Origin of the sequence: Microbispora hainanensis (genome assembly GCF_006874475.1) — a bacterium.
Classification (GTDB): Bacteria; Actinomycetota; Actinomycetes; order Streptosporangiales; family Streptosporangiaceae; genus Microbispora; species Microbispora hainanensis.
On record NZ_VIRM01000045.1, the window covers coordinates 26,724 to 40,867 of the forward strand.

Below are 14,144 nucleotides of genomic sequence, written 5' to 3' on the forward strand. Positions count from 1 at the left end.
GGCGGTCACCCGTTAAGAACCGGATAGGCCTCTGGAATGTGACAACCGGAGCTTGTCGGGGTTGGCGATGATGCGGATCCCGCTGATCCGGCCCTCCGACGTCTCCGGCACCAGCACGCCGACCAGCTCCTCGCCGGCCCAAGCCAGCAGCCCCAGTGCGCCGTTCACCTCCGCAGCCGACAGTCTCACCCCCTCACCGGCGATCCTCAGCGATCCCACGAAGTAGCGCGCCACCTGGGAGACGCCGGAGATGGGCCGCCGGGCAGCGCGGACCCTGCCGCCACCGTCCACCCAAACGGTCACGTCCTCAGCCAGCACCTTCTCCAACCCCGGCAGGTCCCCCTGCTGCGCGGCTGCCAGGAAGCTCTCCACCAGGTCGCGGCGGTTGGCCTGGTCCAATCGGCGATCGGAGCGGCCACGCGCCTCGGTCAGGCGCCGGCGAGCTCGGGTGTACAGCTGCCGGCAGTTCACCTCGGAGGAGTTGATGACCTCGGCCACCTCCCGATGGCTGTAGTCGAAGGCTTCGCGCAGGACGAACACCGCGCGCTCCAACGGGTTGAGCCTTTCCAGCAGCACCAAGAAGGCCAGCGAGACGAACTCCCGCTGCTCGGCGCTGTCCAGCGGGCCCAAAGCGCCGCCCGCGGTCAACACCGGCTCCGGCAGCCAGGAACCGACATAGCTCTCCCGGCGCGCACGCGCGGACGCCAACCGGTTCACACACAGGTTGGTAGCGACCTTCGCCAGCCACGCCCACGGCGACGCGACAGCGCTCGCATGATGCCAACGCAGGAAGGCGTCCTGGACGACGTCCTCGGCCTCCTCAGCCGAACCCAGCATCCGATAGGCCAACCCGAACAGCTTCGAGCGGTGCCGCTCGAACTCCTCAACCGCATCAACTGTCACGCCCATCAGACTCTCAGCCCCCCTTACGGGCCCGGTCGCCCAGAGGCCATGACCGGTGCCGCTCGCCCCTCGCCGCAGCGATCGGGGACGCGCGGAGCGAGTCGTGCGGTTCATCGAGCCGTGGGATGAAACCCGTCCCAGACGCGGGTCAGCGGGGCGAGCAGGGACGTTCGCTCTGTCGCGTATAACTGAATATCTTTTCGATATTGGCTGAATCGAGCAGGGCGAACACCTCACCGAACCAGGGTCAGCTCGACACGCTCATCTGCGATAGCGATGGGGAGGGGGTGACCGTGGGCGAGCTTCACCGGCTGGAGCGCGGCGCATCACCTCCGCTGTTCCTGGGGATGACCGCTCCCCCGGGAAACGCAGGTGCGGGACGCCGACGCCGGCTGAAAGACTGCGCCGATGACCGCATGGGAACCGAAGAACGACCTGCACCGCTATCTGCAAACCGCCCGCGACGCTCTGCTGTGGAAGCTCGACGGGCTCTCCGAATATGAGATCCGCCGCCCGCTGACGCCCACCGGCACCAATCTCCTGGGGCTCGTCAAACACCTCGCCGGGGTGGAGGCGGGCTACTTCGGCGAGGTTTTCGGACGGCCGTTCGGCGAACCGCTGCCGTGGATGGAGGACGACGCCGAGGACAACGCGGACATGTGGGCCACCGCGGACGAGTCGCGTGACGACATCGTCGGGCTCTACCGCCGGGTGTGGCAGCACGCGGACGCCACGATCGCCGCGCTGGCGATCGACGCGACCGGCCGTGTGCCGTGGTGGCCGGACGAGCGGAGCGAGGTGACGCTGCACCAGATCCTCGTGCACGTGATCGCCGAGATCAACCGGCACGCCGGCCACGCCGATATCGTCAGAGAGCTCATCGACGGTGCCGCCGGGGTGCGGGACGGCGGTCTCAACCTGCCCTCCGGCGATCAGAAGTGGTGGGAGGACTACCGCAACCGGCTGGAGGAGACGGCGCGGCAGGCCGCCCAGGGCTGACCGCGCCCGGCGCCGATCGAATGTCCGGTTCGCCCCGCGCCATTCGCCCCGCGCCATTCGGGCCGTGGTGTCCGGGCCGTGGTGTCCGGCCCGCGGCGTCCAGGCCGCGGCGTCCAGGCCGAGGCCCTCGGACCGCGCCGTTCGGGCCGTCGCGGAACCGGCCGGAAGTACGGTCGCGGGCGGCCGGAACCATGCTTCCGGCCGATAACGGCGAAGGGCCGCCGCCCGCAGGATGAGGGCCCATGCACCGTGAGAACACCTCCTCTCCCGCCGTACGCCTCCGGCCCGGCGAGGGCGGTCCCACCACGACCTCGGCGGGCCGCCCGCGGATCGCCGCGCTCGACGTCGTGCGCGGGTTCGCCCTCTGCGGGATCCTGCTCGCCAACGTCCAGCCGATCGCCGCGACCGGCGCGTTCATCGCGAGGTCCGCTCCGGGGGGTGATGAGGCCGCCTGGCTGGGCCTGCTCGTCGAGCAGCGCTTCTTCCCGATCTTCTCCCTGCTCTTCGGCGTCGGGTTCTCGCTGCTGCTGGACTCCGCGGCCGCCCGCACCGCCCGCCCACGGGTGGTTCTGCTGCGTCGGCTCCTGGCGCTGCTCGCGCTCGGCGCGGCGCACTTCGTGCTGCTGTGGCACGGCGACATCCTGAGCACCTACGCCGCCATCGGCCTGCTGGTGCTGCTGCCCTCGACCTGGCTGCCCCGCCTGGCCGTCGCCGCCCTGGCCCCCGTGTTCATCGCGGTGTCGCTGTTCGTCGGAGGCGACCGGCTCGTCCTGATCGCGGGGCTGTTCCTGCTGGGCTCGGCACTGGTCCGCTGTGGCGTGATCGACCGGCTGGAGCGCTCGGCGCGCGTGCCGGCCGTGCTCGCCCTGGTCCTGGCCGCCGCCGCCGCGCCCGTGCTGTGGCTCCAGACCCGGTCCGATCCGGTCGGCCGTGACTTCAGCATCTCGCTGGCCGGGGCCGGGCTCCTGATCGCCGGGGTGTACGTCTGCGTCCTGCTGGTCGCGCTCAGGACTCCGCTGCGGCCGGTGCTGCAGACGGTGTTCGCGCCGCTCGGGCGGATGGCGCTGACCAACTACCTGTCCGCGACGGTCCTGGTGCTGGTGGCGGGCCTCGCCATCGGTAGCCCGCCGCACACCTGGGTGGCCTCGACGGTGCTCCTGATCGCCGGCGTCATCCTCGCCGTCCAGTGGGTGTGGTCCACCCTGTGGCTGCGCCGCTACCGGCAGGGCCCGCTGGAGTGGCTGTGGCGCTGGGCCACCTGGGCCCGCCGCCCGCCCCTGCTCCGGGAGTAGGCGCCGTCACGGGAAGACCGGACCCCGCATTTCCAGCCCCTGCCTTCCGGGCCCGTGGTGTGCGGGTGCGCGTACGGGCTGGTGTAGGGTGCCGGTCACGGCGGCGACGACGCGAGGAGGTGAGCCCCATTACCGCTGAACAGGTCGGGTGCTCCCTTCTCCCCATGCGTTCGGTCGCGTAGAGACAGGCGACCACGGGAGCGCCCTCCACACGTCGAAAGGCTCTCCCTTGTCCCTGTCCTTCTCCCCCGCTCTTCCCCCGATCGTGGCCCGGCTGCGGGCCGCCGGATGCGTGTTCGCCGAGGACGAGGCCCGTCTGCTGGTCACCGCCGCGCGTACGCCCGCCGAGCTCGACGACATGGTGGACCGGCGCGCCCGCGGCCTGCCCCTGGAGCACGTCGTCGGGTGGGCCGAGTTCTGCGGCCTTCGCCTCGCCGTCGATCCGGGGGTCTTCGTGCCCCGGCCGCGCAGTGAATTCCTGGTGCGCCAGGCCATCGCACTGGCCCGGCCGGGCGCGGTCGTCGTCGACCTGTGCTGCGGCTCGGGCGCGCTCGGCGCGGCGCTTGCCGCCGCCGTCGGACCGGTCGAGCTGCACGCCGTGGACGTCGAACCCGCCGCCGTACGCTGCGCCCGCCGCAATCTCGCCACGGTCGGCGGCACGGTGATCGGCGGCAGGGGGACCGGAGGCACGGTCATCGGAGGCGGGGTGTACGAGGGCGACCTGTACGCGGCCCTGCCCGCCGGCCTGCGGGGCCGGGTGGACGTCCTGCTCGCCAGCCCGCCGTACGTGCCCACCGAGGCGATCGGGCTGTTGCCTCCGGAGGCGCGTGTGCACGAGCCGCAGGTCGCGCTCGACGGCGGCGCGGACGGGCTCGACATCGTCCGGCGGGTGATCGAGGGGGCGGACGGCTGGCTCGCGCCGGGCGGCCACCTGCTGGTGGAGACGAGCGAGGCCCAGGCCAGGCAGACCGCCGACGCCGTCGCCCGTGCGGGGCTCACCGCCCGCCTGACGTACGACGAGGAACTGGACGCCACCACCGTCATCGGCACCAGGCCCGGCCCCACTGGCCCCGCCGGCTGAACGGCCACGGCGGCGGAAACCGGTTGATCGGCTCCGGGGCCCTCGTCCCGGCCCCCGGGGAGGAGAAGGAGCTCACCCGTGACTGAAACGACATCCTTGCTGCTGGAACGCCTGCACGCGGCCGGGCTGACCGATGTCGTCGCGGTCGAGCCCGCCACGGGCGGCCTCGCCGCGACGGCGGGGCTCGCGCGCCGCGGCGACGGCACGCCGGTGTTCGTGAAGGCGTTCGGCGAGCCGCCGTCGGACGACGTCTTCGCCGCGGAGGCCGAAGGGCTCACCGTGCTGCGCGAGGCGGGCGGCGCCGCCACACCCGAGGTCGTCCTCGCGGACCGCGACCTGCTCGTGCTGTCGGTGCTGCGGCCCCGGCCGGAGACCGCGGCCTTCTGGGAGCGGTTCGCGCACGCGGTCGCCCGCCTGCACACCACGACGCGGCACCCCCGGTTCGGGTGGCACCGGGACAACTGGCTGGGCCGTCGCCGGCAGGTCAACACCTGGGACGACGACGGGTTCGAGTTCTTCGCCCGGCACCGCCTGCTGCGCTGGCTCGGCGAGCCCCGCGTCCGGGAGGCGCTCGACGCCGCCGACCGGGCCGCGCTGGAGCGGCTGTGCGACCGGCTGCCCGAGCTGCTGCCGGTCAGGCCGGCGTGCCTGACGCACGGCGACCTGTGGGCCCAGAACGTCATGGCCACTCCCGACGGGCGGCCCGCGCTGATCGACCCGGCCGTGTCGTACACGTGGGCCGAGGTCGACCTGGCCCACCTCTGGACGACGGCGCCGCCGCCCGAGGCACAGGTGTTCTTCGAGTTGTACGCCGAGCTGACCGGGCTCGACCGCGGCTGGCGCGAACGCATGCCGATCCTCCAGTTGCGCCAGCACCTGGCGGTGATCGCCCAGTTCGACCCCGACTGGGGTGCGGCCGACCTCGTGCGGGCCACGCTCGCCCCGTTCCGGCGGAGGCCGTGAACTCAGCCGAGGACACGAGGGACTGCTCCTCGACGTGCAGCAGGCCGCGCAGGGGCGGTCGCCGCGGGAAAACCAGTTGATCGGCTTCGGGCGCCCCCGTCTATCGTCGGGGCCGTGCTATCCGACGTGCGGCTGCCTAAGGCCGAGACCCAGGAGCAGTTCATGGCCGTCCGGCGGGACGAGTCCCATCTCGGCCCGGCCGTGTCGGCACTGCTGGAACATCTCGGGCTCGGCGGCGAACGCGTCGAGCGCTTCGCCGACGGGTCGCTGCCGGTCTACGCGGTGGGCGACCGGCATGTGCTCAAGCTCTACCCCGAGGTCTACCTGCCTGAGGAATACGACACGGAGCTGACCGTCCTGCGGGCCGTCGAGGGACGCCTGCCGATCCCGACACCGCGAGTCATGGGGGCGGAGCATCTCGAGGGGTGGAGCTACATCCTGATGACCCGCCTGCGCGGCGAGAGCCTCGCCGGGGCCTGGCCGCACATCCCGCGAGACGACCGGATGGAGCTCGCCGCCGGCGTGGGTGAGACGCTGGCGGCGCTCCATTCGGTCTCCTCCCCCGCCGTCGACGCCGCCGTGGGCCCGCCCGACTGGGACGGCTTCCTCCGTACGCGGCGGCAGGAGTGCGTGGCCCACCACCGGGCAGACGGGCTGGACGAGGTGTGGCTGGCGCAGATCCCGGGCTTCCTCGACAGCGTGGAGCTCCCGCCGTCCGCGCCCGTACTGCTGCACACGGAGGTGATGCGCGAGCACCTGAGGGTGGAGCGGGACGGCGACGGCTGGCGGCTGGCGGGCCTGTTCGACTTCGAACCGGCGATGCGGGGCGCGCGGGAGTACGAGTTCGCCTCGGTGGGGCTGTTCTTCTCCTGCGCGGAGACCGGGATCCTGCGCCGTCTGCTCCTCGCGTACGGCTACCGCGAGTGCGACCTGGGCGAGGAACTGAGCAGGAGGCTGCTGGCCTACGCCCTGCTGCACCGCTACAGCAGCCTCGCGTGGTATCTGACCCGGCTGCCCGCGCCGCCGCGGCCCACCTTTGACTGCCTGGCCGCGCACTGGTGGGCTCTGTAGACCGGGGGCCGCGCTACCGGCAGGCGGTCCTGCCCGGGGTGCACAACCGCACCTCGGGGTAGCGCGGCGACGGCTCGTCCAGCAGGGGTTGCGGCTCGTGGCGCAGGTGCCGGTCGAGGAAGGCGCCGACGTACGCGCGGGTGATCTCCGCGGAGCGGGCCGGGGACAGGCCGCCGGGGACGGCGATGCCGAGGGCGCCGGCCAGGAGCGGCACGTCGGTGAAGGACTGGTGGTCCGCGCCGGGCAGGACGAGCCAGCGCTTCCATCCGGTCAGGAGCTTCCAGTCGCGGTCCCAGGAGGTGTCGCGGCCCGCGGGCTCGTGGCCGGCCGAGCCCAGGAACAGGAACGGCCGCGACAGCCCGCTCTTCGGGATCCGGGCGTAGGTGGTGCCGTCCATGTCGATCCCGGCGCGCACCCGTCGGTCCTTCAGCATGGCCGCCGCGGCCGCGGCCCCGCCGATCGAGTGGCCGGCCATCGCGATCTCGGACGGGTCGATCAGGGAGGATCCCTCCCACGTCGCGTGCGGCCCGGTCAGCTGGTCGAGCACGAAGGAGACGTCGGCGGCGCGGACGCCGGCCACCTTCGTGCCGAAGCCGGGGTCGGTGTCGCTGTCGCACGCGACGCATTCGGCGACCCGCCCGTCCGGGAAGGTGGTGGCGTAGTTCTCGTAGGTGTGGTCGACGCCGGCCACTGCATATCCCCTGCTGGCCAGCTCCTCGGCCAGGGAGGTGAGCGTGCTGCGGGGCATGGTGAACCCCGGCGAGAGCACCACCAGGGGCAGACCGCCCGTGCGCCCGGCGGGTTTCGCGTCTTCGAGGGCGTTGGTGCGGGTGCGGCTCAGCACGTCGTACGGCACGCCGGTCACGTGCTTGCCCTTCAGCGTGAGCTCGGACTCCTTGGCGGTCATGTAGGGGGCCCGCCGCCCTTCTCCAGGCCGGGCCGGATACCACAGGGTGACCATGAGCTCCCTGGCCGTCGCTTCGGGCACCCACGGGTCGGGGCGGGAGGTGTCCTTCAGATACAGGGTGGTCGCGCCCACGGGGTGGGGGCCGGTGGGCGCGGGCAAGGCCCCGATACCAGTGGGTGCGGTGCCGGTGGGTGTGGCGGCCGGGGCGGTGGCCGCGGCGGGGACGGTCCTGGGCGGGGGCGGCGCGGTGCAGGCGGCCGCGGCCAGGGCGGTCAGCCCGGCGACCGCCAGGTGCTTGACGGCGTGACTCATGAGACGGTCCGTCCTTTCCGGCGGCACATGCTCGCGCGGGGGTCATGTGTGCAGCAGGGTCAGGGCCTTGTCGAGCGCGGGGTCGCGCCCGGCGGCGGCGTCCTGCGGGGTCGGCGGCACGTGGTGATCGGGCGCCACGCCGACCCGGTCGATCACCTCGCGACCGGGTGCGAGGTGGCGCGTCGACGGGAGCATCAGGGTGGTGTTGTCGCCGAGCAGGTATGGCCGTGCCGGGCCCGAGACGGCGCCAGCGGTTCTCGTGCCGACCAGCTGTCCGAGACGCAGGTCCTTGACGGCGGAGCTGAAGTGCTCGCAGGCCGAGGCGCAGCCGCGGTCGGTGAGCACCACCAGGGGCAGGCCGAGCAGCGGCACGCTGTCGTCGGTGCGCATGGGGGCGCACGCGCCGTCCCCCGTGTCCCTGGTGTCCGGGGAGGCCGCGCACTGGTAGGCCGTGACCTTGCCGTGGGCGAACCCGCTCAGCAGCCGGGTCGCCTCCTCGGGGCTGCCACCGCCGTTGCCGCGCAGGTCGAGCACGACGCCGGTGAGCGTGCGGCCCGCGCCCAGCCTGGAGATCGCGCGGAACACCCGGTCGGCGGCGTCGGGCGCGAAACCGCTCAGCCGCACGTAGGCGACGCGGTCGCGCAGCAGCTTCGGCGTCACCACCTGCAGGGCGGCCGGATCGGGCTGGTAGAGCCCCGGCTTCAGCGTCACCGTCCAGCGCCTGCCGGTCGTCTGCCGCACAAGCCGGAGCCGGACCGCTCCTGCTTCCGGGTATTGCGGGTACAGCGCGGCGACGGCGGCCGGGGTGACCTCTCCATCGACGAAGGGCGCCGATCCGTTGATCGACTCGATGACGTCGCCGGGACGCAGCCCCGCGTCCTTCGCGGGTCCGCCCAGCACGGTGGTGACGAACAGCGGGGGCAGCGCGGTTCCGGGATGTGTCCGCACCTGGGGGCCAGTGCTGGCGCGCAGCCCCAGGCCGTACTGATCGCCGTCGTAGTAGTCCGGTGGCCGGGCGGCGCCGTGCGTCCAGCGGGCGTGGTCGTCGTCCAGGGCGGTCACGATGGCCTGCAGGGTGGCGGCGGCCAGCTTTGCCTGGAGGTCCGCGTCCTGCGGCAGCAGGCCGGTGACGCGCCGCCACGCCGTCTCGAACGCGGCCCAGTCGGCGTGGCGGTCACCGGTCAGCGCCGGCATCGTGGCCTCGGGCAGATCGCGTCCGGCGCGGTTGAGCTCCTGGACGAAGGCGGCGAATCCCGCGGTCAGCAGCGAGCGGGCGTCCAGCGTGGCCCCGCCGTAGTAGTTGGCGAGGATGCAGAAGTACGCCTGTTCGACGACGTCGATCGTGGTGGGCGTCTCCGGCGGGGGATTTCCCTGCGGCTGCGCGCACACCTGTGCCGCCTCGGCGGGCTTGCCAGGCTGGGCGCGGGGCGGCGTCGCCGTGCAGGCGGCGGTCAGGAGGAGCACGAGCCCGGCCGCTGCGAATCTGACGCTCATGACAGGCGCCTGCGGATCCAGCGGAAGCAGAGACCGGCGAGGCCGGCCGTGAGGAGGGCGTAGATCCCGGTCTCGATCCACTGGAACGGCCAGAACCGCTCGAACGGCTGATAGACCGCCTCCTGCCGGTAGCCCAGCCGGTTGATCTCGGCGATGCAGGACTCGAAGCCCTTGCCCGGTTCCCGGGACTGCTGGGACGGCCCGCACGGCCCTGACGTCGTGGAGACGCGAACGGTGGCCGGAAGGCCCTCGCCGCCGGCCACGCGTCCGGACGGGTCGGTGAGGCGGCTGGACAGCACCCAGGCGCCCGTGTCCCCGGGTATCGCCGATTCCAGGGTCAGGTGCGGAAACTCCTGGTCGCCGGCCTTGCCGAACGAGTCCACGTTCTCCGGGCCGAGCGCGAAGGAGGCGCCGACCGGCGGCAGCAGATGGGGCCGGACCGCCAGCGGCATGACGATCTGCACCGCGGCGAAGAGGACCAGGGTCACGGCCATGGCGGGCACGGTGCGGCGGACGAGCATCCCCACGGTGACGCCGAGCACGAAGGCGAACGCCGCGTACGCCATGGGGACGATGCCGCGCGCGCCGAACACCAGGGGGTCCATCAGCCCGAAGCCCGGGGCGGCGGACCTGTCCAGAGGAGCCGACCACCAGGTCGCCACGAGGCTGCACAGCCCGGCGGCGGCCACGGCGGCCAGGCCCGTGAAGGTGAGTTTGACGGCCAGCCAGCGGGTGCGGGTGATGCTCTGGTTCCACACCAGCAGGTGGGTGCCGGCCTCCAGCTCACGGGTGACCAGCGGCGCGCCCCAGAACAGGCCGAGCAGGGCCGGCAGGATCAGCACGACGAGGGTGACGGCCAGGAACGGGAGCTGGTGGTCGTCGAAGAAGCGGTCGAAGAAGCGCGGGCAGCCGCCGTCCCGGGCGCAGGCGGTGATCCCGGCGGAGTAGCCGGAGGCCAGGCCGGGGCCGGTCAGCGCCAGGGCGGCGGCGAGCACGACGAGCGCGGCGGCGGCCGTCGCGGCCGCGACGCGGAACTGGCGCCAGGTCAGCCAGATCATCGCTTGACCTCCAGGACCGGTCGCAGGTGGGCGGGGGCGGGTTCGTCCATGTAGGCCAGGACGAGGTCTTCCAGCGTGACCTGGCTGACGCTCCAGGCGGGGTCGTGGATCGGGGCGTCGGTGCGGACGATGAGCGTGCTCTGCCGGTCGGTGTGGCGGGCGGACACGACCTGCCAGTCGCCGGGCAGGCGATCGGGGCTCCGGCGCGGGCCGGTCAGCCGGTGGTGGGTGGCCAGCAGGTCCTCGACCTCTCCCGCCGCCCGCACGCGCGAGCCGACCAGCACGATCAGGTAGTCGCAGGTCCGTTCGAGGTCGGAGACCAGGTGGGAGGAGAGCACCACGCTGAGTTCGTGCTCGGCCACGGCCTCCATCAGTCCTTGCAGGAACTCGCGCCGGGCCAGCGGGTCGAGCGCGGCGACCGGTTCGTCCAGGATCAGCAGCTCGGGCCGTTTGGCCAGGCCCAGGGTGAGGGCGAGCTGGGCGCGCTGCCCGCCCGACAGCTTCCCGGCCCGGTGCCGGGGATCGAGACCGAGCCGTTCGACGCGGTCGCGTGCGAGCGCGGCGTCCCAGCCGGGGTTCAGCCGGGCGCCCAGCCGCAGGTGGTCGGCGACGCTCAGCCCGGCGTAGACGGGGGTGTCCTGGGCGACGAACCCGATCCTGGCCAGTTGCGCCGGCTCCCCCGTGGGACGGCCACCGAGCACGGTGATGGTTCCCGAGGTCGGTGTCAGCTGGCCGGCGGCGAGCTTGAGCAGGGTGGTCTTGCCGGCGCCGTTGGGGCCCACCAGCCCGACGACGTGGCCGGCCGGGATGTCGACGGTGCAGTCGCGCAGCGCCCATCGCCTGCCGTACCTCTTGCCCAGGTCGCGGGCGTGCAGGGCGGCGCTCACGCGATGTCCTCCTGGGAGGCGGTGCGGAAGGTGGTCATGAACAGGGCCTCGATGCTCTCGTCGTCCAGGCCGGCCAGGCGGGCCTTGGCCAGCCAGCGGCGCAGGTCCTGCCGCAGCCTGCCGTGCGCGGCGAGAGAGGCGTCGGTCAGCGTCCTGGTCACGAACGTCCCGACCCCCGGCCGGGCCGCGACCAGGCCCTCGTGCTCCAGCTCCCGGTAGGCCTTGAGCACCGTGTTCGGGTTGATCGCCAGGCGCGCCACCACGTCCTTGACGGTCGGAAGCTGATCGCCTTCACGCAGCAGGCCCAGCCGCAGCGCGTGCCGCACCTGCTGGACGAGCTGCATGTAGGGCGAGAGGCCGGATCTGCCGTCCAGGTAGAACTCGATCACGAATACCTCTATTCATCTAGGTTCCTAGCACTTTAGGAGTCTAGTTGTTAAGAGGCCGTAAGGATCAGCGAATCAGGCGGTCAGCCGGTGACGGCCTGCACCTCCTATAGCTACGGCGAGCCGCCACCCCGGCCAGCCCTTTCCTGGGCTTGAACGAGACGGTGTTCGCCGAGATCTCCGATCAGATCGTGGCGGCGTGGCCGGGCGACGCGGATGCATCCCTCCGACTTCGCGGCCTGCCCGCCGTCGGTGCGCTACACACTGCTGGCGGCGTTGTGCTGGACGCGGCAGGCCGAGCTGGTGGACGGGCTGGTGGACGGGCTGGTGGAGCTGTTGATCGGGCTGATTCACCGGATCAACGCGCGCGCCGAGCGGCGGATGGAGAGGGAGCTGATCGGTCAGCTGGCCGCGGTGCCCGGCAAGCGCGGTATCTTCACCAAGATGGTGAACGCCGCGCTGAGCAAGCCCCGATGAGACGGTCCGGCAGGTGGTCTTCCCCGCCGGCGCCTGTCCGGTCCGCCGCCACCCACCTCGGCGACGCCGGAATCCCGCTGCAGCTCATCATGGGCAGGACCCGCCACAAGAACCCCCGCACCGCCATGCGCTACGTCAAACCCGGCGCCGAAGCCATCGCCAAAGTCACCGAGGTCCTCGCGCCCCGTCGCCGTACCCACTGATCAACCGGGTGGCGGCTCGCCGGAGCTGTAGGAGTTCCGGGCCGTGAGGTAGTCGTGCAGGCGGGCCGATCCTTCGAGCATGGCGACGGCCGTGGCGGCCAGGGCCGCATCGCGCTCGGCGAGGGCGGCGCGCAGCGCCTCGGTGCTGCCGGTGCGGCGCAGGCCGTCGAGCACGTCCCCGATCCGCGCCAGCGGATAACGCCCCTGCCGGAGCATCTGGATCATGCGGGCGTCGCGGACCTCGGCCGGGCCGTACCACCGATAGCCGGTGCCGGGCTCGCGCTGCGGCGTCAGCAGCCCGGCGGCCTCCCACACCCGCAGCGCCGAGGCGCGTACGCCGAGGAGGGCGGCCACCTCCCCGATGCGCAGGGGGGACTGCGGCGCGGCCGGGCCGCCGGGATCCTGCCCGGCCACCGCTTCGAGCGCCTCCCCCGTCGCCCGCAGGGCGAGCCGCTGCCGGTGCAGCGCGGCGTGGCAGGCGTCCACGAGGGCGAGCGCGCCCGTCAGGTCGCCGTCGTGCACCGCCAGCATGATCGAACGGGCGGCCTCCCAGCCGTACCCCTTGGCCAGCGCCCGGTAGGCGAGCAGGGCGCCGCGGTGCCGCGTGTCGAACCTGCGGTAGCCGGCGGCCGTCCGCTCGGCGGGCGGGAGGATTCCCGCGTCGGCGTAGTTGCGGATCTGCTGGGTGGAGACCCCCGCCTCCCGGGCCAGATCGACGGGGCGCAGCGCCCTGTGACTCACCTGTGACTCACCCGTGGGCTCACCTGTGGGTTCACCGGGCTTGAGGCTTGGGGTCGCATCCGCTCATGGTAATCGGCTGCGAGTCTCAAAGCCCTTCGCGTCGGGTGAGGGCCCGGCGCAGGACGTAGACGGCGGCGCCGGCCGCCAGCACGGCGGCCCCGGAGACCACCGACGACAGCGGCAGGGCGAAGGCCAGGACCAGGCACCCGGCCAGGCCGATGGCGGGCACGGCCCGCGGCGGCCGTCCCTCATCCGGGCCGAGGGTCCAGGCGCCGGCGTTGGCGATGGCGTAGTAGACCAGCACCCCGAAGGAGGAGAAGCCGATCGCGCCGCGCAGGTCCGCGGTCGCGGCCAGGATCGCCACGACCGCGCCGACGGCCAGCTCGGCGCGGTGGGGCACCGAGAAGCGCGGATGCACGGCGGCCAGCGCGTGCGGCAGGTGCCGGTCGCGGGCCATGGCCAGCGTGGTGCGCGACACCCCGAGGATCAGCGCGAGCAGCGAGCCGGTCGCGGCGACCGCGGCGCCGGCCTGTACGACCGGAACCAGGCCGGGAAGCCCGGCCTCCCGCACGACGGCGGCCAGGGGGGCGACCGCGTGGCCCAGTCCGGCGTCGCCCAGCACGGCGAGGGCGGCCACCGCGACCGCCGCGTAGACGACCAGGGTGAGCCCGAGCGCGAGCGGGATCGCGCGGGGGATGATCCGCGCCGGGTCGCGCACCTCCTCACCCAGGGTGGCGATGCGGGCATACCCGGCGAAGGCGAAGAACAGCAGGCCCGCCGCCTGCAGCACCCCGCCGGTGGTGGCGTCGGCTCCGATGTCCAGCCGCCCCGGGTCCGCGGCTGGAGAGGTCAGACCGGCGACCACCACGACGGCCAGCACCGCGAGGACCACCCCGACGATGACCCGGGTGAGCCAGGCGCTCTTGTGGATCCCCGCGTAGTTCACCGCGGTCAGCGCCGCCACCACTGCCACCGCCACCCCGTGGGCCTGCTCCGGCCACACGTAGGAGCCGGCGGTCAGCGCCATCGCCGCGCACGAGGCGATCTTGCCGACCACGAACGCCCACCCCGCCAGGTAGCCCCAGAAGTCCCCCAGCCGCTCGCGGCCGTACACGTAGGTGCCGCCGGAGGCGGGGTAGCGCGCGGCCAGCCGGGCCGAGGAGGTCGCGTTGCAGTAGGCGACCACCGCGGCGGCGGCCAGCCCGAGCAGCAGCCCGGACCCGGCCGCCCGCGCCGCCGGAGCCAGGGCGGCGAAGATCCCCGCGCCGATCATCGACCCCAGCCCGATCATCACGGCGTCGGCCAGGCCGAGGCGGCGCTTCAGTGGTCCCTCAGGGGACGGTGTGCGCGTGCTCACCATGGGTCCCGGT

The 14,144-nt window shown here is 73.1% G+C and carries 15 protein-coding genes; 7 read left to right on the top strand and 8 right to left on the bottom strand.

The window, feature by feature from the left end:
- Nucleotides 1-12: 12 nt before the first annotated feature.
- Nucleotides 13-903 (bottom strand): RNA polymerase sigma-70 factor, encoded by an 891-nt coding sequence (locus tag FLX08_RS29085; RefSeq protein WP_208761730.1) that lies wholly within the window; start codon nucleotides 901-903, stop codon nucleotides 13-15.
- A 408-nt stretch (nucleotides 904-1,311) separates the two neighbouring features.
- Between FLX08_RS29085 and FLX08_RS29090 the strand changes: the two genes are divergently transcribed.
- The 5 genes from FLX08_RS29090 (at nucleotide 1,312) to FLX08_RS29110 (ending at nucleotide 6,309) form a co-directional block, all read left to right on the top strand.
- Nucleotides 1,312-1,902, top strand: coding sequence for a DinB family protein (locus FLX08_RS29090; protein WP_142623441.1), 591 nt, complete (start codon nucleotides 1,312-1,314; stop codon nucleotides 1,900-1,902).
- Nucleotides 1,903-2,144: 242 nt separating this feature from the next.
- Entirely contained in the window at nucleotides 2,145-3,194 is a 1,050-nt protein-coding gene (locus tag FLX08_RS29095; RefSeq protein ID WP_142623443.1) for a DUF418 domain-containing protein, read from the top strand.
- Between the two features lie 229 nt (nucleotides 3,195-3,423).
- Entirely contained in the window at nucleotides 3,424-4,275 is an 852-nt protein-coding gene (locus FLX08_RS29100; RefSeq protein ID WP_208761731.1) for a HemK family protein methyltransferase, read from the top strand.
- 78 nt (nucleotides 4,276-4,353) lie between these two features.
- A complete protein-coding gene (locus FLX08_RS29105; protein WP_142623445.1) occupies nucleotides 4,354-5,238 on the top strand; it encodes a fructosamine kinase family protein in 885 nt (294 codons plus the stop codon).
- 114 nt (nucleotides 5,239-5,352) lie between these two features.
- On the top strand, nucleotides 5,353-6,309 hold the full coding sequence (locus tag FLX08_RS29110; RefSeq protein WP_208761732.1) for a phosphotransferase family protein: 957 nt from the start codon (nucleotides 5,353-5,355) through the stop codon (nucleotides 6,307-6,309).
- Between the two features lie 13 nt (nucleotides 6,310-6,322).
- On the opposite strand, the gene FLX08_RS29115 is transcribed toward FLX08_RS29110, so the two are convergent.
- From FLX08_RS29115 to FLX08_RS29135, 5 genes are read right to left on the bottom strand one after another with little or no spacing between them, the layout of a single operon-like run.
- Complete coding sequence (locus tag FLX08_RS29115) at nucleotides 6,323-7,528, bottom strand: alpha/beta hydrolase family protein (RefSeq protein ID WP_142623447.1); 1,206 nt, start codon at nucleotides 7,526-7,528, stop codon at nucleotides 6,323-6,325.
- Nucleotides 7,529-7,570: 42 nt separating this feature from the next.
- Complete coding sequence (locus FLX08_RS29120) at nucleotides 7,571-9,022, bottom strand: S41 family peptidase (protein WP_142623449.1); 1,452 nt, start codon at nucleotides 9,020-9,022, stop codon at nucleotides 7,571-7,573.
- Nucleotides 9,019-10,080, bottom strand: coding sequence for an ABC-2 transporter permease (locus FLX08_RS29125; protein ID WP_142623451.1), 1,062 nt, complete (start codon nucleotides 10,078-10,080; stop codon nucleotides 9,019-9,021). Before FLX08_RS29125 ends, FLX08_RS29120 begins: the two co-directional genes overlap by 4 nt.
- Nucleotides 10,077-10,967, bottom strand: coding sequence for an ABC transporter ATP-binding protein (locus FLX08_RS29130; RefSeq protein WP_142623453.1), 891 nt, complete (start codon nucleotides 10,965-10,967; stop codon nucleotides 10,077-10,079). Before FLX08_RS29130 ends, FLX08_RS29125 begins: the two co-directional genes overlap by 4 nt.
- Nucleotides 10,964-11,356: a GntR family transcriptional regulator gene (locus FLX08_RS29135; RefSeq protein WP_167530614.1), complete on the bottom strand. Its 393-nt coding sequence runs from the start codon at nucleotides 11,354-11,356 to the stop codon at nucleotides 10,964-10,966. The genes FLX08_RS29130 and FLX08_RS29135 overlap by 4 nt, the downstream gene beginning before the upstream one ends.
- Nucleotides 11,357-11,569: 213 nt before the next feature.
- Between FLX08_RS29135 and FLX08_RS29140 the strand changes: the two genes are divergently transcribed.
- Together FLX08_RS29140 and FLX08_RS29145 are read left to right on the top strand one after the other, a co-directional pair.
- Entirely contained in the window at nucleotides 11,570-11,830 is a 261-nt protein-coding gene (locus FLX08_RS29140) for a hypothetical protein (RefSeq protein WP_244312977.1), read from the top strand.
- Nucleotides 11,827-12,033 carry a hypothetical protein gene (locus FLX08_RS29145; RefSeq protein WP_244312978.1) on the top strand — a complete coding sequence of 69 codons (207 nt, stop codon included), beginning with the start codon at nucleotides 11,827-11,829 and terminating at the stop codon, nucleotides 12,031-12,033. Before FLX08_RS29140 ends, FLX08_RS29145 begins: the two co-directional genes overlap by 4 nt.
- Here FLX08_RS29145 and FLX08_RS29150 read toward each other — a convergent pair whose 3' ends face one another.
- Nucleotides 12,034-12,774 (bottom strand): MerR family transcriptional regulator, encoded by a 741-nt coding sequence (locus FLX08_RS29150; protein ID WP_142623457.1) that lies wholly within the window; start codon nucleotides 12,772-12,774, stop codon nucleotides 12,034-12,036.
- A gap of 85 nt (nucleotides 12,775-12,859) precedes the next feature.
- The gene (locus tag FLX08_RS29155; RefSeq protein WP_142623459.1) at nucleotides 12,860-14,134 is read right to left on the bottom strand and encodes an APC family permease; all 1,275 of its coding nucleotides are present in this window, start codon (nucleotides 14,132-14,134) and stop codon (nucleotides 12,860-12,862) included.
- Between the last annotated feature and the right edge of the window lie 10 nt (nucleotides 14,135-14,144).